This window comes from Aeromicrobium panaciterrae (assembly GCF_039537165.1).
GTDB classification, from domain to species: domain Bacteria; phylum Actinomycetota; class Actinomycetes; order Propionibacteriales; family Nocardioidaceae; genus Aeromicrobium; species Aeromicrobium panaciterrae.
Genome location: NZ_BAAAZZ010000002.1, coordinates 2,363,938 through 2,384,976, shown reverse-complemented (window position 1 = coordinate 2,384,976; position 21,039 = coordinate 2,363,938). Strand labels below are relative to the sequence as shown.

Annotated in this window: 21 protein-coding genes; 5 read left to right on the top strand and 16 right to left on the bottom strand. The window is 68.0% G+C overall.

Annotated elements, in window-relative coordinates; genetic code table 11:
- Positions 1-10: 10 nt before the first annotated feature.
- Together ABD683_RS12585 and ABD683_RS12580 are read right to left on the bottom strand one after the other, a co-directional pair.
- Entirely contained in the window at positions 11-1,480 is a 1,470-nt protein-coding gene (locus tag ABD683_RS12585; RefSeq protein WP_344770298.1) for a gamma-glutamyltransferase, read from the bottom strand.
- Between the two features lie 17 nt (positions 1,481-1,497).
- The gene (locus ABD683_RS12580; protein WP_344770297.1) at positions 1,498-2,007 is read right to left on the bottom strand and encodes a VOC family protein; all 510 of its coding nucleotides are present in this window, start codon (positions 2,005-2,007) and stop codon (positions 1,498-1,500) included.
- Positions 2,008-2,066: 59 nt separating this feature from the next.
- Between ABD683_RS12580 and nhaA the strand changes: the two genes are divergently transcribed.
- Positions 2,067-3,323 (top strand): Na+/H+ antiporter NhaA, encoded by a 1,257-nt coding sequence (gene nhaA, locus ABD683_RS12575; RefSeq protein WP_344770296.1) that lies wholly within the window; start codon positions 2,067-2,069, stop codon positions 3,321-3,323.
- A 64-nt stretch (positions 3,324-3,387) separates the two neighbouring features.
- On the opposite strand, the gene ABD683_RS12570 is transcribed toward nhaA, so the two are convergent.
- A complete protein-coding gene (locus ABD683_RS12570; RefSeq protein ID WP_344770295.1) occupies positions 3,388-4,863 on the bottom strand; it encodes an FAD-dependent oxidoreductase in 1,476 nt (491 codons plus the stop codon).
- Between the two features lie 53 nt (positions 4,864-4,916).
- Between ABD683_RS12570 and ABD683_RS12565 the strand changes: the two genes are divergently transcribed.
- The gene (locus tag ABD683_RS12565; RefSeq protein ID WP_344770294.1) at positions 4,917-5,795 is read left to right on the top strand and encodes a hypothetical protein; all 879 of its coding nucleotides are present in this window, start codon (positions 4,917-4,919) and stop codon (positions 5,793-5,795) included.
- 1 nt (position 5,796) lies between these two features.
- Here ABD683_RS12565 and ABD683_RS12560 read toward each other — a convergent pair whose 3' ends face one another.
- From ABD683_RS12560 to ABD683_RS12550, 3 genes are read right to left on the bottom strand one after another with little or no spacing between them, the layout of a single operon-like run.
- Complete coding sequence (locus ABD683_RS12560) at positions 5,797-6,231, bottom strand: SRPBCC family protein (RefSeq protein WP_344770293.1); 435 nt, start codon at positions 6,229-6,231, stop codon at positions 5,797-5,799.
- Positions 6,228-6,374: a hypothetical protein gene (locus ABD683_RS12555; protein WP_344770292.1), complete on the bottom strand. Its 147-nt coding sequence runs from the start codon at positions 6,372-6,374 to the stop codon at positions 6,228-6,230. The genes ABD683_RS12560 and ABD683_RS12555 overlap by 4 nt, the downstream gene beginning before the upstream one ends.
- Positions 6,375-6,410: 36 nt before the next feature.
- On the bottom strand, positions 6,411-7,037 hold the full coding sequence (locus ABD683_RS12550; RefSeq protein WP_344770291.1) for a hypothetical protein: 627 nt from the start codon (positions 7,035-7,037) through the stop codon (positions 6,411-6,413).
- Positions 7,038-7,132: 95 nt separating this feature from the next.
- On the opposite strand from ABD683_RS12550, the gene ABD683_RS12545 reads away from it, so the two are divergent.
- Positions 7,133-7,675 (top strand): sugar O-acetyltransferase, encoded by a 543-nt coding sequence (locus tag ABD683_RS12545; RefSeq protein WP_344770290.1) that lies wholly within the window; start codon positions 7,133-7,135, stop codon positions 7,673-7,675.
- Positions 7,676-7,678: 3 nt separating this feature from the next.
- Here the strand turns inward: ABD683_RS12545 and guaA are convergent, their stop codons facing one another.
- The 7 genes from guaA to ABD683_RS12510 form a co-directional block, all read right to left on the bottom strand.
- Positions 7,679-9,238 (bottom strand): glutamine-hydrolyzing GMP synthase, encoded by a 1,560-nt coding sequence (gene guaA, locus ABD683_RS12540; protein ID WP_344770289.1) that lies wholly within the window; start codon positions 9,236-9,238, stop codon positions 7,679-7,681.
- 213 nt (positions 9,239-9,451) lie between these two features.
- Positions 9,452-11,146 (bottom strand): GMC oxidoreductase, encoded by a 1,695-nt coding sequence (locus ABD683_RS12535; protein WP_344770288.1) that lies wholly within the window; start codon positions 11,144-11,146, stop codon positions 9,452-9,454.
- Entirely contained in the window at positions 11,143-12,717 is a 1,575-nt protein-coding gene (locus ABD683_RS12530; protein ID WP_344770287.1) for a succinic semialdehyde dehydrogenase, read from the bottom strand. Before ABD683_RS12530 ends, ABD683_RS12535 begins: the two co-directional genes overlap by 4 nt.
- A 129-nt stretch (positions 12,718-12,846) precedes the next feature.
- Positions 12,847-14,142, bottom strand: a complete 1,296-nt coding sequence (efeB, locus tag ABD683_RS12525) for an iron uptake transporter deferrochelatase/peroxidase subunit (RefSeq protein ID WP_344770286.1) — start codon at positions 14,140-14,142, stop codon at positions 12,847-12,849.
- Between the two features lie 12 nt (positions 14,143-14,154).
- A complete protein-coding gene (efeO, locus tag ABD683_RS12520) occupies positions 14,155-15,285 on the bottom strand; it encodes an iron uptake system protein EfeO (RefSeq protein ID WP_344770285.1) in 1,131 nt (376 codons plus the stop codon).
- Positions 15,286-15,401: 116 nt separating this feature from the next.
- Positions 15,402-17,150 (bottom strand): sensor histidine kinase, encoded by a 1,749-nt coding sequence (locus tag ABD683_RS12515; RefSeq protein ID WP_344770284.1) that lies wholly within the window; start codon positions 17,148-17,150, stop codon positions 15,402-15,404.
- A complete protein-coding gene (locus ABD683_RS12510; RefSeq protein ID WP_344770283.1) occupies positions 17,147-17,794 on the bottom strand; it encodes a response regulator in 648 nt (215 codons plus the stop codon). The genes ABD683_RS12515 and ABD683_RS12510 overlap by 4 nt, the downstream gene beginning before the upstream one ends.
- Positions 17,795-17,944: 150 nt before the next feature.
- Here ABD683_RS12510 and ABD683_RS12505 point away from each other — a divergent pair, with 150 nt between their 5' ends.
- Together ABD683_RS12505 and ABD683_RS12500 are read left to right on the top strand one after the other, a co-directional pair.
- A complete protein-coding gene (locus ABD683_RS12505) occupies positions 17,945-18,340 on the top strand; it encodes a hypothetical protein (protein ID WP_344770282.1) in 396 nt (131 codons plus the stop codon).
- Positions 18,337-18,633, top strand: a complete 297-nt coding sequence (locus tag ABD683_RS12500; RefSeq protein WP_344770281.1) for a hypothetical protein — start codon at positions 18,337-18,339, stop codon at positions 18,631-18,633. Before ABD683_RS12505 ends, ABD683_RS12500 begins: the two co-directional genes overlap by 4 nt.
- 51 nt (positions 18,634-18,684) lie before the next feature.
- On the opposite strand, the gene ABD683_RS12495 is transcribed toward ABD683_RS12500, so the two are convergent.
- The 3 genes from ABD683_RS12495 to ABD683_RS12485 are packed head-to-tail and all read right to left on the bottom strand — an operon-like array spanning position 18,685 to position 21,037.
- Complete coding sequence (locus ABD683_RS12495; protein ID WP_344770280.1) at positions 18,685-19,485, bottom strand: MOSC domain-containing protein; 801 nt, start codon at positions 19,483-19,485, stop codon at positions 18,685-18,687.
- The gene (locus tag ABD683_RS12490; protein ID WP_344770279.1) at positions 19,482-19,943 is read right to left on the bottom strand and encodes a GNAT family N-acetyltransferase; all 462 of its coding nucleotides are present in this window, start codon (positions 19,941-19,943) and stop codon (positions 19,482-19,484) included. Before ABD683_RS12490 ends, ABD683_RS12495 begins: the two co-directional genes overlap by 4 nt.
- Positions 19,940-21,037: a GuaB3 family IMP dehydrogenase-related protein gene (locus ABD683_RS12485; RefSeq protein ID WP_344770278.1), complete on the bottom strand. Its 1,098-nt coding sequence runs from the start codon at positions 21,035-21,037 to the stop codon at positions 19,940-19,942. Before ABD683_RS12485 ends, ABD683_RS12490 begins: the two co-directional genes overlap by 4 nt.
- Positions 21,038-21,039 lie beyond the last annotated feature (2 nt).

Sequence of the window (21,039 nt, the reverse complement as noted above, 5' to 3'; positions counted from 1 at the left end):
CACGTGTCCATCACACACCATCGCGGCCATGGATGAGGCGTACGGCTCCGTCGCGTCGCGGATCGGCCGCGGCGACCAGTCGCCCGTCGGGCTTGCGGAGGGTCACACCGACACCGCCGAAGTACATCGTCGGCGTGCGCTCGACCTTGACGTCCTCGTCGGGCCGGCCGGCTCGGTGCACATGGACGCGCGGATGGTTGACGGCATCCTGCAGGCCGAGCCCGCCGTTGATGAAGCCCGCCAGCACCTGAACGATCGCCGTGGTGATGCGGTCGGCACCCGGCGACCCGATCGCGATCGACGAGCCGTCGGGGTGGTGGCCCACGGTCGGTGCCATGTTGGAGAGCAGCCGGGTGCCGGGTTCGAGCCCGTGAAGCCCCTTGGCGTTGAGCTCCTGCTCGCCGAGGCAGTTGTTGAGCCAGATGCCGGTGCCCTTGGCGATCATGCCGGAGCTGTAGCCCGACGAGACGGTCACGGCACAGGCGCCGCCGTCGCTGTCGGTCGCCGAGACATGTGCGGTCGAGCCTGACTCGAGCACGGCGAGGTGGTCGCGGTCGACGAGGTCGAGGAACGCTGCGGCGTCCCGTTCGAGGTCGTCGCTGTGGTCGAGGGTGTCAAGGCGGTGTCCGAGCACGGCGCGCTGCACGCGTACGAGGTGCTCGACGTCGGCGCTGGGGTGACCCTCGAGCAGCCGCAGCATCGCCGCGACGCAGACTCCGCCCACCGACGGCGGCGGATTGGTGCCGAGCTGCCACTCACCCACCGTCGACGTCAGCGATGGGCGGACACGTGGACGGTAGGCCGCGAGGTCGTCGGGGCCGAGGATGCCGCCGCGGTCGATCACGTCGTCGCTGATCAACCGCGCCAGGTCACCGGTATGGAGCGCCGACGGGCCTTCCTGGACGATCAGCTCGAGGGCGCCGACGAGGTCAGGCAGCTCGATGAGCCCCTCCGTGATCGCACCGTCGTCATCGTGCACGGCGGCTCGGCTCTGCTCGTCCCAGCCGAAGATGTCGTCGTGGACGTACTCGAGGTAGTAGCGCGACGCCGAGCCGAGCTGGAACCCGCCACGAGCAACCTCGATCGCCGGCGCCACGAGCTCTCGCCACGGCACGCTCCCCCACCGCGCGTGAGCCTCGCCGAAGGCTGCGACCGACCCGTGGCACGCGACTGATCCCGCACCGATCGTGACGGTCACCCCACCGCCGTAGTCGGTGTCGATGTCCCACGTGCCGCCGCCGAGCGTACGATCACGTCCCGGCATGTCCATCCAGCCGTCGACGGTGTGCGGGTCGCTGCCGTCTGCCGGCTGCACCGTGATGAAACCGCCGGAGCTCAGCGAGACGATGCCGACCTCGTTGACCATCGTCACCAAGGCGGCCGCGATCGCGGCGTCGGTCGCGTTGCCGCCCGCATGGGCGATCCGCTCACCGGCGTCTGCGGCTGCCTCGTTGGGCGCGGCGATCGCGACATCCGGCATGAGCGGAAGGCTATCGGTCAGGCGTTGATCGAGACACCGATCCCGCCGAGGGTCTGCCCGCCGAAGCGGGCGATCTCGGCCTCGAGGTCGAGCGGGTTCATGGTCGTGCGCGAGTCGAGCACGTCTTGGGTGAGCTGGTTGGCGGGCACCAGCCAGCTGACCTCGAACTCGATGCCATCGGGGTCCTTGGCATACAACGCCTTGGTCGTGCCGTGGTCCGTGGCACCGGCCAGGGCGCCCGCGTCCGCGAGGCGCTGGCGGGTGGCGGCGAGCTCGTCGAGCGTGTCGACCTCCCACGCCAGGTGGTAGAGCCCGACGGTCGTACGCCCGGCGCCTGACGGTCCGGCCTGCGCGCCGATCTGGAACAGCCCGAGGTCGTGGTCGTTGGTGCTTCCGCTGGCCTGGAGGAAGGCCGCACCGGGGAACGACATGACCGTCGTGAACCCGAGGGTCTTGGCGTAGAACGCGACGCTGGCGTCCACGTCACGGACGTAGAGGACCGCGTGGTTGAGGCGGGTGACGGGCATGATCGGTCTCCTATATAGTTGAATCTTCACCTATCTTAGCACGACGTTAGAGTGATCGCATGGTCTCTCGACTGTTCGGAAGGCGCTCGTGGCCTGAGGCTTCACGAATAGCTGAGATCCTGCGTCAGGAGACCCTCGGCGGGGTGCTGCTGCTGGTGGCCGCGGCGGCCGCGATCATCGCCGCCAATGTCGGAGACTCCTACGCCAACCTTCGTGACACGGCGTTCGGGCCGGAGTCGCTGCACCTCCACCTGACCGTCGGCGGGTGGGCCTCCGACGGCCTGCTGGCCATCTTCTTCTTCGTCGCGGGTCTCGAGCTCAAGCGCGAGTTCGTCGCCGGCGACCTCCGCGACCCGCAGCGTGCAGCGCTCCCCGTCGTCGCGGCGCTCGGCGGCATGGCGGTACCCGCAGTCGTCTTTGTCCTGTTCAACCTCGGGGAGTCGCTGCGGGGCTGGGCCATCCCGACCGCGACCGACATCGCCTTCGCACTGGCCGTCCTGGCGGTGATCAGCAGTCACCTGCCCAGCGGCCTGCGTACGTTCCTGCTCACGCTCGCCGTCGTCGACGACCTCATCGCGATCATCATCATCGCGGTCTTCTACACCTCGTCGTTGCACCTCGGCTACCTGCTGCTCGCACTGCTCCCCCTGGCCGCGTTCACCGTCCTGGTCCAACGCCGCGTCCGATCGTGGTGGATCCTGCTGCCACTCGCCGGGGTCACCTGGGCGCTGGTTCACGCCTCCGGCGTGCATGCGACGGTCGCGGGCGTCCTGCTGGCCTTCGCCGTACCGGTCCTGCGCAGCGACGGCGGCGACGGTGTCGGGCTCGCCGAGCACTTCGAGCACCAGTTCCGCCCGCTGTCAGCTGCCGTGGCCGTGCCAGTGTTCGCGTTCTTTGCCGCCGGCGTGCACGTCGAGGGCTGGCAGGGTTTCACGGACGCCATGACCGAGCCGATCACGCTGGGCATCATTGCGGGCCTGTTCATCGGCAAGACGGTTGGCATCTTCCTGGCCACCTGGTTGATGTCGACGTTCACCGGCGCACAGCTCGACGAGGACCTCGGCTGGCCTGATGTGTTCGGTGTCGCGATGCTCGGCGGCGTCGGGTTCACGGTGTCGCTGCTGATCGGCGAGCTGGCGTACGGCGTGGGCAACGTCGCCGATGAGCACGTCAAGATCGGCGTGCTGGTCGGCTCCGTGATCTCCGCGCTGGCCGCCGCGATCGTGCTGACCGCCCGCAACCGTCGCTATCGCGACATCGACGCGCGCGAGCACATCGACGCTGACGGCGACGGCGTCCCCGACTTGTTCCAGTGACCAGATGTGACTAGTCCGAAGGAAGTGTGCACACGTGTGAAAATCCCTGTGGGAACAGTCTGAACTACCGCCGCCGCAACGGCCGCGTGGCCGGGCCCTCGAGCACCTCGCCATCGGGTGAGAAACGCGAACCGTGGAGCGGGCAGTCCCACGTGCACTCGGCGTCGTTCCACTCGAGGATGCCCCCGAGGTGGGTGCAGATCGCGGCGACCTTGCGCGTACGGCCGTCCACGGTGGACGTGCCGGTGGGTACGAGTCCCCGCCTGCCGACCTCGCCATCTCCCTCGGCCGTCGAGTCGGGTGACCTGTGGAGCTCGGCGGACACCAAACCCTTCGTCCCCGCCACCGCGACTCCGACATTGATCGACGCGCCGTGCAGCACCCCAGCGGGTCGCGTGATCCGGCGCCGGAGAACCTTCGACCATGACGGAGTGCTGCCCAGGATCTGCCCGGAGATGCTGCGCGCGGCGGCGACTCCGTTCGTCATGCCCCACTTGCCGTAGCCGGTCGCGACATGGATGTTGCCCAGACCTCGCGGCAGCTTCCCGACGTACGGGATCGCGTCGTGCGACCCGTAGTCCTGCGCCGACCAGACATGGGTCTCCACGGCCTCCGGGAAATGACGCGCCGTCCAACCACGCAGCTCGTCGACGTGCGCCAGCTCGGAGCCACCCCGTCCCACCGTGTGACCGCTGCCTCCGACCAGCAGGAAGTCCCCTTCCAGCCCGGGAGCATCGCGGAGCGACCGGGTCGAGCTGCCGGCCGACAGATACATCGCGGTGGGCGGACTGGGATGCGTGAAGGCGAGCGCGTACGAGCGCTGCGGCTCGAGCTTGGCGAAGTAGAGGCCCCGATCGAGGATCGGTGTGCCCGTGGCCAGCACGACCGTCCCGGCCTGAAGGGACTCACCGCTGTCGAGCTCGACACGCGGGCTTCCGGTCTTCGAGACTGCGACCACACGACACTGCTGGTGGATCGTTCCGCCGTGCGACTTCACCTGCGCCGCGAGCGCAGAGAGGACGTCCATGGGATCGAGCTGCGCCTGGTTCGGCAGCACGGCGGCGCCATGCACGGGGAACGGTACGTCCAGGGAGTCGGCCCAACCGACGTCCAGGCCAAGCGAGCCCGCAGCCTCGTGCTCGGCACGAACCGCATCGACGTCGTCGGCCGTCCCGGCGTACGTGATGGCGTCGCGCACCTGGAAGGGCACGTCGTGGTCCTCGCAGAACCGCAGCAACCACTGCTGCCCCTCGAGGTTGGCATCGACGTACGCCTGGGCGACTTGCCTCGACTGTCGCTGCAGGATCGTGGACAGCCGGGTGCCCTGGAGCAGCGAGACCTTGGCGGTGGTGTTGCCCGTCGTGACCGCGCCGATCGTCCGTGCCTCCACCAGTGCGACGTGCTCACCCGAACGCGCGAGGAACAGGGCGGTCGTCAGCCCGGTGATGCCACCACCCACGACGAGCACGTCGACGCGGCCATCTGCCGGAAGGAGGTCATCGGCAACGGGTTGGGAACGGTCCAGCCACAGCGAGGTCATACGAGGAGACGTACCCGAGCGGGTCAGCCGCAAACCAGCCCTAAGGTGGCGTCATGGATCTCGGTTCGATCGCCCACGACCTCTACTCCGTGCCTCTGGGGGAGTTCGTCGCGGCACGCAAGGAGCGCGTCGCCGCCGCCCGGGCGGCGGGTGACCTGGCCCTGAGCAAGGCGATCGGCGAGCTGCGCAAGCCCAGCGCCGCGGCGGCGCTGGTCAACCTGCTGGCGCGCGAGGCCGACGAGCTCCTGCAGGAGGTCGTCGAGCTCGGCGAGGATCTCCGTGAGGCCCAGGAGCAGGGCGATGGCGGGCGGCTGAGGGAGCTCAACGCCGAGCGCAAGACGTTGTTGCGTCGCATCGCCGCCGAGACCGTCGAGCTCGCCGAGGAGCACGACCTGTCACATGCACCGGCAGTCATGAACGGCGTCGACGAGACGATCAAGGCAGCCCTGGCGGACCCCGACGCGGCGAGAGCCGTACAAGCAGGCCTGCTGGTCAGCGCACTGTCCGGCGCCGGTATGGGGTTCATCGACCTGTCCGACAGCGTCGCACTGCCCGACGTCGAGCTCGAGCCCCGTGACTCCCGGCCCCGGGAGCGCCGCCTGAAGTCCGTGCCGGACCTTCCCGATCCGCGTGCCGCCCGTACGGAGGAGGCCCGCGACCTGGTCGCCGAGGCAGCCGATGCCGCCAACCGGGCGGACGCCGAGCTCAAGGAGAGCGAGTCAGCGTACGAGGCCAACGAGCTCGCCCGAGCCGAGCTGCACCAGCGCATCCGCGATCTCAAGGAGGAGCTCAACGTCCTGCAAGACGACGTGGCGGAGGCGGATGCCGACTCACGCGGACTCCAGCGTGCCGTCACACAGGCGACGAAGGCCCGCGACACCGCTCACAAGGAGCTGGCCCGCGCCAAGGAACGCCTCGACCGGCTGAGCTGAGTCAGCGGCGGCCCTCGACGACGTAGGCGAGGCGTCTGAGTGTCTCGGTGTTGCGCCACTTCATCGCCGCCGACTCGACCGGCGGAGGGACGAGCCTTGCCGGCCCGTCGACGACCTTCTCGGTGATCGTCACGCGGGTCCGGGCGCCTTCAGCCGCCAACCGGATCTCCACCTCGGCGGCGCCGGCCGGGAAGGCGCGGGCCTTGAGCCTCAGCCGGCGTCCGACCGACGAGTCGAGGACTTCCGTGTTGTCGTCGAGCATGACCGGCCACATCCCGACCGAGTGGTGCAGCTTGGCGCCGACGCCGGGCCAGTCCTCGGTGACCTCGCGCATACGGGCGGCTCCGACGACCCAGACGGGGTAGAGCCAACCGTCGGACAGCACGTCCCAGACCTGGGCCGGCGTCGCATCCACGAGCCGACTGTTGGTCGTCATGAGTCGTCGTCATCATGGGCGTCATGATCGGTCGCCGGGCCGCGCTCGGTCGCACCGCCTTCGGACGACCAGTCGGAGTCGCCGTCGTCGAGCGCAGGATCTGAGCTCGTGTCAGGGTTGGTCGAACCGGGATCGTTCGTCATGCACGAGACGTACCCGCCGGGGCGACGCCGAAACCGTCACAGATCGTCACTCTCGTTGTCGAGCGAGATCCAGTCGTTGTCGGACGTCTGGGTCGTGGACTGACCGTTCTTGGTGACGACGAGCGACCCGTTGTAGGCCAGCACGGAGTATGACGTGCCGTCCTTGCGTGCGACGAAGGCATCGCGCTGCGAGTCGTAGCTGGCAGCCATGTCGAGGACCGGTCCGCCCCGTTCCTGGGTCACCATGCGGAACTTCTCGCCGGTGGCGTCGGTGCCGCAGATCGACGTCTTGGCGCCACTTGTCGTGGTCTTGTAGAGGATCACGGGGTAGGTGCCGCCGCAGCCCAGGCCGAGACCGGACTTCTTCTGTTCGTCATGCGTCACGACAGGCTCACCGCAGTCGGGGAGCAGGCTGGTCTCCGGAGCGTTCTGCAACGAGGTGTCGGGCCCCTCACAGCGCGGTGTTGCCGTCGGCGACGGGGCGGGCGACGGGTCCTCGGTCGGCAGCTGGGTCACCGAGCTCGTCTCAGGGGTGACCTTGTCGTCGTCGCCACTGTCGCCGCTGGTCAGCCGCCAGGCGGCGAACCCGCCCACGGCCAGGACGGCGACAGCAAGCAGCCCGATCAGCAGCTTTTTCTGCTGCGGCGAAGCCGTTCCACTCACGTTGTTGCCCTCCGATTGACTCCTTCGAGCCTAACAAGGCCTCGGATGGAGCGTGTCTTCCACTCGGCTCACGGACATCGGGAGACCATCGTGGGATGCCCAACGACTTCCTCATCCGCATCCACAGTCCCGAGTTCAAGGCCATGTCCGAGAGGGTTCTTGAGGTCACCGCGCTGACCTCTCGCCTGAACGTGCTCCCGTTTGAGGACGAGGCAGGCAAGTCGGCACTGTTCGAGCAGATCCTCGGGAGGCCACTGCCGGATCGCGTGACCATCTATCCGCCGTTCTTCACCGATCACGGCCGCAATCTCGATCTTGCGGAGCATGTGTTCATCAACCAGGGGTGCACATTCCTCGACTACGCCGGCATTCGCATCGCTTCGCGCACGATGATTGCTCCGAAGGTCACATTCATCACCGGCGGACACCCGGTCGACACCGACGATCGGCGCATCTGGCTGACGGGCGAGCCGATCGACGTCGAGGAGAACGTGTGGATTGGCGCCGGCGCAACGATCCTGCCCGGCGTCACGATCGGCCGCGACTCGGTGATCGCCGCTGGCGCAGTTGTCGCCGAGGACGTGCCGGCCCAGACCCTCGTGGCGGGCCCGAAGGGCGCCGTCATCCGGAGCTGGTGAGACCTACTCCCACTCGATCGTGCCGGGGGGCTTGCTGGTGATGTCGAGGACCACGCGGTTGACCTCGTCGACCTCGTTGGTGATGCGTGTGGAGATGCGCTCCAGCACGTCGTACGGCAGGCGGCTCCAGTCGGCCGTCATGGCGTCCTCGCTGGAGACCGGTCGCAGCACGATCGGGTGACCGTACGTACGCCCGTCGCCCTGGACGCCGACCGAGCGGACGTCGGCGAGCAGGACGACCGGGAACTGCCAGATGTCTCCGTCAAGGCCGGCCGCCGTGGTCTCCTCGCGGACGATCAGATCGGCCGCGCGGAGGATGCGCAGCCGATCGGCGTCGATGGCGCCGACGATGCGTATCGCGAGTCCCGGACCGGGGAACGGGTGACGGCCCACGATGGCCTCGGGGATGCCGAGCTGGCGGCCGACGTCGCGCACCTCGTCCTTGAACAGCGTGCGCAGCGGCTCGATCAGGCTGAACTCGAGATCCTCGGGCAGGCCACCGACATTGTGATGGCTCTTGATGTTGGAGGCACCCGCTCCCCCACCTGACTCGACGACATCGGGATAGAGCGTGCCCTGCACGAGGAACTTCACCGGCGGGCCGGGTGTCGCAAGAACCTCGCGCTCCGCGGCCTCGAACACCCGGATGAACTCGCGGCCGATGATCTTGCGCTTCTCCTCGGGGTCGGAGACACCGGCGAGGAAGCCGAGGAACTGGTCCTTGGCGTCGACGACCTTCAGGTCGACGCCGGTGGCCTTCACGTAGTCCTTCTCGACCTGCTCGGCCTCGCCCTCGCGGAGCAGTCCGTGGTCGACGAACACCGCGGTCAGCTGGTCGCCGATGGCGCGCTGCACCAGCGCAGTGGACACGGCGGAGTCGACGCCACCTGAGAGCGCGGAGATGACTCGCGAGTCGCCGACCTGCTGGCGGATGAGCTCGACCTGCTCCTCGACGATGTTGCTGCTGGTCCAGGTCTGCCGGCAGCCGGCGATCTCGACCAGGAACTGCTCGAGAATGCGCTGGCCGTGCTCGCTGTGCATGACCTCGGGGTGCCATTGCACGCCGGCGAGGCGGCGGCCGGTGTCCTCGAACGCGGCGACCGTGGCTCGCGGGGAGTTGGCGTTGACCGTGAACCCCTCGGGAGCGCCGATGACCTCGTCACCGTGCGACATCCAGGACGTCAGCGTCTCGGGCAGGCCGGCGAGGAGCGTGCCGGGCTCGAGGACCGAGACCGCCGTACGTCCGTACTCCCGCTGACCCGTCTTGGCGACGTTGCCGCCCAGTGCCTGGGCCATCGCCATGAAGCCGTAGCAGATGCCGAACACGGGAACGTCGCCCTTGAGCAACTCCGGATCCAGGCTCGGAGCGCCGGCTTCGTAGACCGAGGAAGGGCCGCCCGAAAGGATGATCGCGGCGGGCTTGCGGGCCAGGATCTCGGCCGCCGGCATGGTGTGCGGGACGATCTCGGAATAGACCCTCGCCTCACGTACGCGACGGGCGATCAGCTGCGCGTACTGCGCCCCGAAATCAACGACAAGGACAAGGTCATGTTCGGGGGTCACGCGCCCAGTCTATCGGCGGAAAAATAGTTGAGTAACGACGTAACCATGCGTGTATCGCCTCGTTTTACAGGGTGGATCTAACAAAACTCCCTCCCGTTAGATCATGTGCCGGTTTCTAGTTGGCACAACAGGGCCCGACCCGTGAGCTCCCTCCCGGTCGGGTTCTGTGCGTTACGGACACTTTCCCCTGCCATTGCAGGGGAAACGCCTGCTTCAGCTGACTCCGATGATCGGCAAGCGAAGCGCTGCTGGGGCGTCCGCGGGCACGACGGGGTTCTGGGGCGCGATCGGCGCGATCTTGCGGTACTTCTCGCCGACCGCGGGGCGCGGATCCGCCTCGCCCTTGTTGGGCCAGTAGGACATCGCCCGCTCCGCCTGCGCCGTGATCGTCAGTGACGGGTTGACGCCGAGGTTGGCGCTGATCGTGGAGCCGTCGGCGACGTGCAGGCCCTCGTGGCCGAAGAGTCGCTGGTAGGGGTCCACGACGCCGTTCTCTGGTGTCTCGCCAATCGCACAGCCACCCATGAAGTGCGCCGTCAGCGGGACGTTGAACGGCTCTCCGATCGTGCCGCCGGGCGTGCCACCCATCTCCTCGGCCATCATCTGCACCGCGCGGTGCCCTGGCTCGATGAACGCCGGGTTGGGGGCGCCGTGACCCTGCTTCGAGGTCAGCTTGCGCCGGCCGGTGATGCCGCGCTTGGTGTAGGTCGTGATCGAGTTGTCGTGCGTCTGCATGACGAGGGCGATCACCGTGCGCTCCGACCAGTGGCGCAGGTCGTACAGCTTGAACAGGTTGCGTTTCTGGGTCCACATCTCCTTGAGCCAGACGCGCCAGCGCGGCTTGTCGCTGCTGCCGTCGGTGAGCACGGTCTGCATCAGCGACATCGCGTTGGAGCCCTTGCCGTAGCGGGTGGGCTCGATGTGGGTGAACTCGTCGGGGTGGAACGACGAGGTGATCGCGACGCCCTCGCTGTAGTCGATGTCCTTGCCGTCCGCGATCGACCCGAGGAGTGCCTCGGAGTTGGTACGCGTCAGCAGTCCCAGCCGGTCGGAGATCCCGGACAGGTGGCCTGTGTCCTTCATCTTGTGTAGCAGCTTCTGGGTGCCCATCGTGCTGGCGGAGAACACGACCTGCTCGGCGGTGATCGTCTTGCGTCGGCGGAACCGCTTGTTGGTGCGGCGCGTCTCGATCTCGTAGCCGCCACCCGGCAGCGGACGTACGGCGGTGGCCGTCGTGAGCGGGTGCACCTCGGCTCCGGCGTTCTCGGCGAGGTGGAGGTAGTTCTTGACCAGGGTGTTCTTGGCGTTGTGGCGACAACCCGTCATGCACTCGCCGCAGTTGAGGCACGCGTTGCGCTCGGGCCCGGCGCCTCCGAAGAACGGATCGTCGACCCGCTCCCCCGGCTCGCCGAAGAACACGCCGACCGGCGTGTGGTGGAACGTGCCGCCGACGCCCATGCGCTCGGCGACCTTCTTGACGACCTCGTCGGCCGGGGACGTGTAGGGGTAGACCGTGACGCCCAGCATCCGCTTCGCCTGGTCGTAGTAGGGCGCGAGCTCGGTCTTCCAGTCGGTGATGTGACCCCACGCCGGATCCTTGTAGAACGGGTCGAGGGGTTCGTACAGGGTGTTGGCGTAGACCAGCGAGCCGCCGCCGACGCCGGCACCCGACAGGATCAGCACGTCCTTGAGCTTGTCGATGCGCTGGATGCCGTAGCAGCCGAGCTGCGGGAGCCACAGGAACTTGCGCAGGCGCCACGAGCTCTTGGCGAAGTCGTCATCGGAGTAGCGCTTGCCCGCCTCCAGCACGGCGACCTTGTAGCCCTTCTCAGTCAGCCGCAGCGCCGAGACGCTGCCACCGAACCCGGAGCCGATGACCAGGACGTCGTAGTCGTACGCCTTGCTCATGCGCGCGGCGTCCTGCGGAGGACCTTGAGGCCCAGCGTCAGCAGCTTGGCCCACGTACGGGCTTGCAGCGCGCTCGGACCGGTCATCGGCATCAGACGCTGGACGCCGATCGACTGCGGCTCTGTGTAGCGCAGGATGCCCTCGGCGCCCTGGCGACGGCCGAGACCGGACTGGCGCATGCCACCCATGGGCGCATCGACGCTGCCGAACGTCGCCGCGAAGCCCTCGTTGATGTTGACTGTGCCTGCCTTGATGCGAGTGGCGATCGCCTTGGCCTCGCGGGGCTTGCCCCACAGGCTGGCGTTGAGGCCGTACTCGCCCTGATTGGCGAGCGCGATGGCCTCCTCTGTCGTCTTGTAGGGGTAGAGCGACACCAGCGGCCCGAAGGTCTCTCCGGCAAAGCACTCCGCTGACTCGGTGACGCCTTCGAGAACTGTGGGCTCGTAGAAGTACGGACCGAGGTCCGGGCGAGCCTTGCCTCCGGCGAGCACCGTCGCTCCGTTGGCGACAGCGTCCTTGACGTGTGCCGTGACGGTCTCGAGCTGGGACTGCGACACCAGCGAGCCCAGGTCGGCATCCCAGTCGAGCGCGGCACCCAGCGCCAGGTGTTGCACCCGTGACACGAAGGCCGTCTTGAACTCCTCGAAACGGTCCTCGGGAACGTACAGGCGCTCGATCGAGACACACAGCTGACCGGCCGACGAGAAGCATGCCTCGACGGCACCGGCGGCGGCCTTGTCGATGTCGGCGCTGGACAGCACGATCATCGGGTTCTTGCCGCCGAGCTCGAGTGAACAGCTGACCAGGCGTGCCGCGGCCTGCTGGGCGATGAGCTTGCCGGTGGCGGTCGAACCGGTGAAGCAGATGTAGTCGGCGCGCTCGATGATGGCCGTGCCGACGACGGACCCGGCACCGCTGACGACCTGCCAGAGGTCGGCCGGGAATCCCGCCTTGCGCATCAGCTCGATGCCGGCCAGGGCGATCAGCGGACTCTGGCTGTCGGGCTTGTGCACGATCGCGTTGCCGGCGGCGATCGCCGGGATGCCGTCCGAGACCGCCATGGTCAGGGGGTAGTTCCAGGGGCTGATCAGCCCAACGACGCCCTTGGGCTGCGGCGTCACCGTGATGCTGGTGAGCAGCGGCAGTGCGCCGTTGCGGCGCTGCGGCTTGAGCTGCTTGTTGAGCCGGCGCGCGTAGTAGCGGGCCGTCAGGGCGACGTGCGCCACCTCGTCGAAGGCGTTCTTGCGACTCTTGCCCGACTCGATCTGGATCAGGTCGAGCAGCTCTTCCTGGTGCTCGAGCACGAGGTCGTGCAGGCGCAGCAGCGCCTTCTTGCGCTCGCGCAGCGACGTCTTGGACCATGCCTGCTGGGCCGTACGCGCGGCGGCGAAGGCCGCATCGACGTCGTCGATGCTCGAGACCGGGACCTCGGCGACCGGCTCGCCGTTGAGCGGCGAGAGGGTCGTGCGGGTCTCTCCGGTCGTGGTGCGGATCAGCGCGGTGAGCTCGGCGACTCGCTCGGCGGTGACGAGCGTCGACGTGGTCCTGGGTGCGGCTTCAGCAACAGACATAAGGACGAGCATACCGCTGGTATGGCCCCAGCGGTGAGGTTGCGGGTCTCCTCACGAGGTTTCACGGTGGCGGCTTCGCCGCGGGACGTTCAACCTGCCTTCGGCGCTCGGCCGCGGGCGGCCTCGACCTCAGGCAAACAGCTTCTCGCCCCAGTAGCCACTCTTGCCGACACCGGGAGGGCAGGCGAACAGGCCCGAGCCGACGTGCACGATGTATTCGTTGAGCGTGTCGTTCTGCAAACCCGCCAACGACCGCTGCACCTGGACGAACTGCTTCTCGGGATCACGCTGGTAGGCGATGAAGAACAGGCCCGCCGAGAGCTGGCCCAGGCCGTTCGAGCCGTCGACGAAGTTGTAACCGCGACGCAACAGCTTGGCGCCCTTGTTGAAGTCGGGGTGCGCCAGGCGTACGTGCGACTTCATGTCGATCAGCGGCTTGCCGTCCTCACGCTTCTTGGTGAAGTCGATCTCGGCGAACTCGTCGCCGCCCGAGAGTGGACCGCCCGAGCCCTTGGTGCGGCCGATGATCGCCTCCTGGCCCTCCAACGGCTCGCGGTCCCAGATCTCGATGCGCATGTCGATCTTGCGAGTCACGAGATAGGAGCCGCCGACCATCCAGTCGGGCCCGTCATCGGGGTGGACCCAGACGAAGTCCTCGACATCCTTCTTGTCCTCGACCTTGATGTTGGCCGTGCCGTCCTTGAAGCCCAGCAGGTTGCGGGCCGTGACCTGCGCCGACGAGGTCGACGACGTACGGCCGAAGCCCATCTGGGAGTAGCGCACCGAGGCGCGCCCGAATGCGATCCGTACGAGGTTGCGCACCGCGTGGACCGCGACCTGCGGGTCGTTGGCGCAGGCCTGGATGGCGAGGTCGCCGCCGCTGACCGCCGGATCGAGGCGGTCACCCGAGAATGCCGGGAGCGGCTTGAGCCGTTCGGGCAGCTTTCCGTCGAGGCCGAAGCGCGGCTTGCCCTGGTCGTCGACGAACATCCCGCGCCCGAAGCCGACCGTGATCGTGAGTCCCGACGGCGGAAGGCCGAGCGCCTCGCCGGTGTCCTCCGGCGGCGCGAACGGCGAACCGGCAACGGCACCGAACTCGCCGACGTCATTGCCCTGTGTCATCTTGCGCGCCGCATCGGTCCACTCCTTGAGGAGCAGGATCACGTCCCCGCGACTCTCCGTGGTGAGGTCAAGGGCCGCGAAGTAGAGACGGTCCTGGGCCGGCGTGACGATGCCCGCCTGGTGCTTGCCCTCGAACGGGACCGGTAGCGCATCGGGGTCGGGCTTGACCTCGACCGGCTTGTCACCGGCTGCGTAGCCCGCGCCGGCACCCACTGCACCAGCAGCCAACGCGCCGAGTCCGGCAGCTCCCAGCAGCTTCCTGCGGGAGACTCCGGACTCGGTGGACGTACCGTCTGAGCTCACTCGTCCAGTGTCTCAGGCAGAGGCGGCGACGACCGCCGCCACCTTGCTGATCGGCTCGCTCACGGCTGCCACGGCATCCGAGAGCGCCTTGACCTGGTCCTTCGACAGCTCGTCGTAGAACTTCCAGTCGCCGGTCGACGTGTCCTGGTACTGGTTGAGCTCGGCGTCGAGCGCCTTGAACTTGGTGTCCAGCTCCTTGACGAGCGCGGGGTCCTGGGCCTCGAGGACCGGGCGCAGCGACGCGATGGCGGCTTGCGAGCCCTCGATGTTGGCCTTGAAGTCCCACAGGTCGGTGTGGCTGAACTCGTCCTCCTCGCCGGTGATCTTGCCGGTCGCAACCTCGTCGAGCAGTCCCTTCGAGCCCTGGGCGAGCTCGAGCGCCGTCAGCGGGGCGTCCTGGCCCAGCTTGACGATCTCCTTGACGTTGGTCAGGAGCTGGTCGGCGTACTTGTCCATGCCCTCGGTGTTGTTGGAGACCCAGAGCTGCTTCTCGATGCGGTGCCAGCCGGTGAAGTCGACGCCCTCGGCGATCGCATCGGGCTCACGGCCGTCGGTGATCGGGTCGAGGTCACCGAACTTCTCGGCGACGGGCTCGATCCGCTCCCAGTAGGTACGAGCGATCGGGAAGAGCTTCTTGGCCTCGTCGACGTTGCCGGCCTTGACGGCCGTGACGAACTCCTCGGTCTTGACGATCAACGCGTCCGACTGCGACTTCACGTAGCGGGCGTAGCTGTCGGCGGCAGCCTTGAGCTCCTCGGAGTCCGACAGCTTCTTGGCGGGGTCACCGGAGACCGTGATGGTCTCGCGGATGCCGTCGCCGATCATGCCGGGCTTGCAGGCGCCCTCGTACGTGCCCTTGGGCAGGTCGACGACGAGGTTGCGCGACAGCCCGGGACCGATGTTCTCGACCTCGCCCATGATGCGGTCGCCGTCGGCGTACACATAGAACTCGGTGACCTTGCTGCCGCCGTTGGTGACCTTGAAGGTCGAAGGGCCGGCATCGAGCTTGGTCGACGAGATCTTGCACGACGAGTCGGACGCCTTGACCGTGAGGTCACCGGAGGCGGCGTCGTCCGACGCGCAGGCCGTGAGGCTCAGGGCGGCGAACGTCATGGCGCCGACCACGGGGAGGGAGAACTTCATGGAGCGGATTCCTTTTGGATCAGGGCTCGCTGACAGTAAGGCAAGCCTCACCATCGTAAGGGATGCCTGACCACGGCGGCCACGAGGTGGCGTGTGACGTTGTCGACTCGCTGGCGCTAGAGCGGGATCGTGGCCTCGACGAGTCCGCCGTCGCCTGCCGGACCGGCTGAAAGGGTTCCACCTACTTGCTCAGCTCGCTCCCGCATCGATTTCACACCGACTCCGGACGTCCACGATCCGGTCGAGTGTCCGTCGTCGCGTACCTCCACATGGAGGTGCTCGTCGCGATGGGTGATGTCGACCCACGCACGAGTGGCGTGGGCGTGCCTTGCGACGTTCGTGAGCGCCTCGACCACGATGCGGTAGGCAGCGACCTCGACAGCCGCCGACACCTCGGGGAGGTCGTCAGGCGTCGTCACCTCCACCTGCACCAGCGCTCCCCCGTCAGTGTGAAGTGCTGCCGCGTGCTGGCGTACGGCACCGACGAGGCCGAGCTCGTCGAGCGCAGGAGGACGGAGCCCTTCGACCAGCCGTCGGATCTCCAGGATGGCCCCGGCGGTGTCGGCCCGCAGATCGAGCAGTAGCTCCTCAGCGCGCTCTGGCGCACTGCGGACCTGGTTGCGAGCGGCATCCGCCGAGAACGCGACACCGCTCAAGGTCGGACCCAGACCATCGTGAATGTCACGTCGCAGGCGACGGCGTTCGTCCTCGATGGCAGTGATCGCGGCACCTCGCGACTCCTTGAGATCGCTTGCCAATGCCCGCGCCCGCAGTGTCTGCGCGAGCAGTGGCGCAACGATCCGCAGCACGTCCTCGTCGGCGGGCGACAATCCCAGGTCGCCGGGACGAAGACCGACGACGACCTCTCCCCACAGATCGTTGCCGAGGCGCAGTGGCAGGACGCGGGTGTGAGTGACCTCGGATCCAGAGGTGGCGAGCGACTTGCCCGCGACACGCAAGCTGGCGTACGGCAGGACCAGCGCTTCACGAATGGCGTCCAGCGCGAGCACGGGATCGTCCCCGATGCGGTCCGCCAGGCTCGTCGCAGCGGTGAGCGCGTCGGGGCGGTCCCCGAACAGCAGTTGGTCGACGACACCTCGCAGCAGGACCTCCAGCGGTCGCACGCCGAACGCCAACAGCGCACAGAGGACGACGACCGGCGGCGCCTCGAGTGGTCGCCCGCACAGGTCCTCGACGACGGAGATCGCGCCGACTGCCACGGCGAGGAAGGTGAACAGCACAGTCGCCGCCACGATCGCCCGCGTCACCAGTCCACGCACGTCGACCAGCTCAGGGCGGAGCACGCCGACCACCATGGCCGGCGGACCCAAGGCGGCGAGTGAGACGACGAGGGCCGCGATGTTGAACGCGTCACCCGCGCCCGCCGACTCTCGCACGAACCCGACGAGGAGGGCGAGCAGTCCGCCAACGATCCAGACCAGGGAGCTCCACGTCAGCGCCCGACGCTCGTGCTCGTCACCCCGTTCCAGACCCCACCACACGGCGAACAGCAGCGTCGTCACGATCACGAACCCCAGGGGGTAGATGGCGCCCGGCCACACGACGCCGATGCCACCGGAGGCCAGCACCACAATCGTCAGCACGAAGCCGACCGGCTCGTTCCATCGACGTCTCGGAAAGAGCACCAGCGCTGCCGGTATCAGCAAGCACCCGGCGGAGCGCAACAAGGTTGCACCGGTGTTGTCGAGCTCCAGCTCGATGGCGGCGGACCCGGCGAGTGTCGCGATCCCACCGAGTAGGAGCGCTGCGCCGGAGGTCCGCGCCATCGTGCCCTGGAGCACGAACCACCCGGCGCCCGCAGCGGAGACGCCGAACACGATCGCAGCCGCCAACTCGGGCGTCACGACCCACCGAGTCCACCCTGGCGGGCGCGCACGATCGCCTCGGACCGGTCGGCCACGGCCAGCTTCACGAAGATCGAGGAGATGTGGTTCGCGACGGTCTTCGGCGACAAGAACAGCTCCTCGGCGATCGCCTGGTTGCGTCGACCAGCGGCCACGAGATCCAGGACCTCCCGCTCACGCGTGGTGAGCTCCGGAAACGGCTCGGACCCGGCGGCCGGCGATGCTGCGAAGTAGCCAAGGACGCGCTGCGCCACGCCTGGGCTGAAGATCGCCTCGCCGGCCACCACCGCACGTATGCCCCGGTCGATCTCGACCTGTTCGGCGCCCTTCAGCAGGTATCCCTGCGCTCCGGCCCGCATCGCTGCGAACACCGTGTCGTCGTCGTCGAACATCGTCAGCACCAGGATCGCCGTCTCGGGCACGGCTGCTCGCAGTCGACGGGTGGCCTCGATGCCATCGATCCCCGGCATCCGGATGTCCATGAGCACGACATCGGGCCGAACCAGCTGAGCCTCGCGGATGGCGCTTTCACCGTCCGGGGACTCCGCCACGACTTCGTAGTCCGGCAGTGACTCGAGCAACGCGCGGAGCCCGCTGCGGACCACCGGGTGGTCGTCGGCGAGCAGCACGCGGATGGGAGCCATGGGTCGATTGTCCCGCTTCCAGGGTCCGATGACCCGGGATCAGACACCTATGCCTGTCGGGAGATCTCCCGGAGAATCGGGAGTATCGACCGATGCCGGGGAGTGCGTCCGCGGGCGACTGTGGTCTCACCACCCATTCAAGGAGCCACCATGAGCACACTCACCACACCGTGGAGCACCAAGAACAAGGTCGGCCTCGGCCTGGCCATCTTCTACGGCATCACCAACATCCCCAGCTTCCTGGTCCCGACCGGCGACGGCGAGGACGGACCCCCGCTGGCCATCTTGATTGTCTGCTCGGTGCTGGGAGTTGTCGCCGCCGTGGGCGGCATCGTTGCCTGGCGCCAACGCAGCCGTCCCGCGGCACGTCTGACAGCTGCAAGCATCATCGTCATCACCCTGACCTCGCTGCCGGCGTTCTTCGTGGACGTGCCGGCAGAGATCAAGGCGATCTCGGCCCTGGGGGTCGTGCTGACAGTCGTCATCGTCGTGCTGATGTTCTCGGCGTCGAAGCGTCCCGCCACCCAGACGGAGATCCGGTCATGATCGCCGTCGTCACGGTCCTGCTCGCGTTCCCGCTCGGCTTCTTCGTCCGCTCTCACCTCAACGCCAACGTGGCGTACGCGATCGCGTACCTCTGGGCCTTCACCTACCAAGGCGTCGCGCTCATCCGGGAGTGGGTCGGTGGTGACACCTCGGCATTCCCGAAGGATCCCGACACAGTCCCGGTCTCGTACGGACTCGTGGCCGCAGCGATCTTCGCAGTCGGATTCGGCCTGGTGGCGCTCGGTCGCCGGGTCGGAGCAAAGCGCCGCGAGCAGCGCCCCGTCGTCGCCTGACGCCGTGCACCTTTCAGGACCCGGCTCCTTGTGGAGTCGGGTCCTGGCACGTCATTCGACGATGACGGTGTCACCGACCGAGAGCGTGCCCGTGCTGAGCGGGATGATCCGGATGCCGAACCACGTCTTGCCGTCCCACTTGCGGTGCCGGGCCATCGAGCGGATCGGCTCCTTGCTGTGGTGCAGCGTCTGGGGGTCGATCGTCGTGACGACGCAGCGGTCGCAGTGCTCGGCGAACCGGTAGGCGACGTCGCCGATGCGGATGTTTCGCCAGTCGTCCTCGGCAAAGGCGATGTCACCGTCGACGACGACATTGGGCCGGAACTGGCGCATCACGACGGTCTCCGGCTCGTGGTCCTCGGCGATCCAGCGGTTGAGCTGGTCGAGCGATGCCGTGGTCGTCAGCAGCAGGGGTGCCACGTCGGCGAGGCTGACGCGGTCGTCGGGGTGGCCACCGTGCTTCTCCCCCACCTCACGCTTGGCGGGATCGTCCTGCCACACGAGACGTACGGGCTCCCCGACGATCGCACTGAACCATTCGGCCGCGGTATCTCCGGCGTCGACTGCCGTCTCCAACCTGGAGATCGCCACCGGTACCACGCGACCGGCCACGGGTTCGTCGACAGTGATCTCAGGCCGGCCTTCGGCGGTGAGCCGCAGGCGGCGGTCGCCGAGCTCAGCCGTGACGCCGAGCAGCGCGTCGGACCTGGAGGCAGTGACCCAGTCACCCGCCTCATCGATGACCATCCAGCGCCGGTCCCCCCGAAGTCCTCCGAACTCGACCTGCGCGGCAGCCAACGACGTGGGTGCCGTCGCCTTGACGGGATAGACGTGGACCGACTCGACCTTCATCCGAGCACCTTCTCGAAGCATTGGGAGTAGGCGAGCTGCTCGTACGGCGGGTAGACGTCGATCGGTGTGTAGCCGTGCCGGGAGTAGAACGCCAGTGCCGCGCGCTGCCGGTCTCCCGTGTGGAGGATGAGGCGCGGGGCGGCGAGCGTACGGGCCTCGTGCTCGACCGCGGCGAGCAGTTGGTCGGCGAGGTCCCCGCCCCGCCGTTCGGGCACGACGTACATCCGCTTGATCTCGAGGTCCTCCCCCATCCGGCGAAGGGCGACGTGCCCGACCGGCCGCTCGTCGTCTCGCAGCAGCACTGTCAGCACGATCGATACCGGGTCGATGTCGAGGCGGCCGTCCCGGTTCTGCGACGTCGGGTCGTCGGAGTACATCTCGCGGATCTCTGCGGTCATGGCGTCGCGCAGGCGTACGGCGTCCGCGTCGTCCCAGCCGACCCGGTCGATCGTGATCAACCGACGACGACCTCGACCCGCTGGAACTCCTTGAGATCGCTGTAGCCCGTCGTCGCCATGGCACGACGCAGCGCGCCGATGAGGTTCATGGTGCCGTCGGGCACCGATGACGGGCCGAACAGCACCGACTCCAGGTCGCCGACCGTGCCGATCTCGACCCGCTCGCCACGGGGCAGCTCAGGGTGCCAGGCCTCGGCGCCCCAGTGCACGCCACGACCCGGGGCCTCGACGGCACGGGCGAACGGCGAGCCGATCATGACGGCGTCGGCGCCGCAGGCGATGGCCTTGGCGATGTCGCCGCTGCGGCCGATCGAGCCGTCGGCGATGACGTGGACGTAGCGTCCGCCGGACTCGTCGAGGTAGTCGCGGCGAGCCGCTGCAACGTCGGCGACCGCCGACGCCATGGGGACGGCGACGCCGAGCACCTCGCGGGTCGTGTGCGCCGCACCGCCGCCAAAGCCGACGAGCACTCCCGCAGCACCGGTACGCATCAGGTGCAGCGCCGCCTGGTAGGTCGCACAGCCACCCACGATCACGGGGACGTCGAGCTCGTAGATGAACTCCTTGAGGTTGAGGGGTTCGGCGCTGCCGGAGACGTGCTCGGCCGAGACCGTGGTCCCGCGGATCACGAACAGGTCGACACCGGCGTCGACGACTGCGGAGGCGAACTGCTTGGTGCGCTGGGGCGAGAGAGCGCCGGCGACCGTCACACCCGCGTCGCGTACCTGCTGGAGGCGCGCGCTGATCAGCTCGGCCTTGATCGGCTCGGCGTAGATCTCCTGGAGACGCTTGGTGTCGGCCGGTCCGTTGGCAAGCTCGTCGAGGAGCTTCTCGGGGTCTTCGTACCGGGTCCACAGGCCCTCGAGGTCGAGCACGCCGAGCCCACCGTGCTTGCCGAGGGCGATCGCGGTGTCGGGGCTCATGACGGAGTCCATCGGCGCGGCGATCAGCGGCAGCTCGAAGCGGTAGGCGTCGATCTGCCAGGCGGTCGAGACTTCTTGCGGGTCACGCGTACGGCGGCTCGGCACGATCGCGATGTCGTCGAACGAATAGGCCCGCCGACCGCGCTTGGCGGTGCCGATCTCGATGTCCATGC

Coding starts and splice junctions, on each gene's coding strand:
- ABD683_RS12585 (WP_344770298.1), bottom strand. CDS start 1,480: ATGCCGGATGTCGCGATCGCCGCGCCCAACGAGGCAGCCGCAGACGCC.
- ABD683_RS12485 (WP_344770278.1), bottom strand. CDS start 21,037: ATGGACATCGAGATCGGCACCGCCAAGCGCGGTCGGCGGGCCTATTCG.
- ABD683_RS12495 (WP_344770280.1), bottom strand. CDS start 19,485: ATGAAGGTCGAGTCGGTCCACGTCTATCCCGTCAAGGCGACGGCACCC.
- ABD683_RS12530 (WP_344770287.1), bottom strand. CDS start 12,717: ATGTCTGTTGCTGAAGCCGCACCCAGGACCACGTCGACGCTCGTCACC.
- ABD683_RS12565 (WP_344770294.1), top strand. CDS start 4,917: ATGGATCTCGGTTCGATCGCCCACGACCTCTACTCCGTGCCTCTGGGG.
- ABD683_RS12505 (WP_344770282.1), top strand. CDS start 17,945: ATGAGCACACTCACCACACCGTGGAGCACCAAGAACAAGGTCGGCCTC.
- ABD683_RS12560 (WP_344770293.1), bottom strand. CDS start 6,231: ATGACGACCAACAGTCGGCTCGTGGATGCGACGCCGGCCCAGGTCTGG.
- efeO (WP_344770285.1), bottom strand. CDS start 15,285: ATGAAGTTCTCCCTCCCCGTGGTCGGCGCCATGACGTTCGCCGCCCTG.
- ABD683_RS12545 (WP_344770290.1), top strand. CDS start 7,133: ATGCCCAACGACTTCCTCATCCGCATCCACAGTCCCGAGTTCAAGGCC.
- ABD683_RS12570 (WP_344770295.1), bottom strand. CDS start 4,863: ATGACCTCGCTGTGGCTGGACCGTTCCCAACCCGTTGCCGATGACCTC.
- ABD683_RS12580 (WP_344770297.1), bottom strand. CDS start 2,007: ATGCCCGTCACCCGCCTCAACCACGCGGTCCTCTACGTCCGTGACGTG.
- ABD683_RS12535 (WP_344770288.1), bottom strand. CDS start 11,146: ATGAGCAAGGCGTACGACTACGACGTCCTGGTCATCGGCTCCGGGTTC.
- ABD683_RS12555 (WP_344770292.1), bottom strand. CDS start 6,374: ATGACGAACGATCCCGGTTCGACCAACCCTGACACGAGCTCAGATCCT.
- ABD683_RS12510 (WP_344770283.1), bottom strand. CDS start 17,794: ATGGCTCCCATCCGCGTGCTGCTCGCCGACGACCACCCGGTGGTCCGC.
- ABD683_RS12500 (WP_344770281.1), top strand. CDS start 18,337: ATGATCGCCGTCGTCACGGTCCTGCTCGCGTTCCCGCTCGGCTTCTTC.
- nhaA (WP_344770296.1), top strand. CDS start 2,067: ATGGTCTCTCGACTGTTCGGAAGGCGCTCGTGGCCTGAGGCTTCACGA.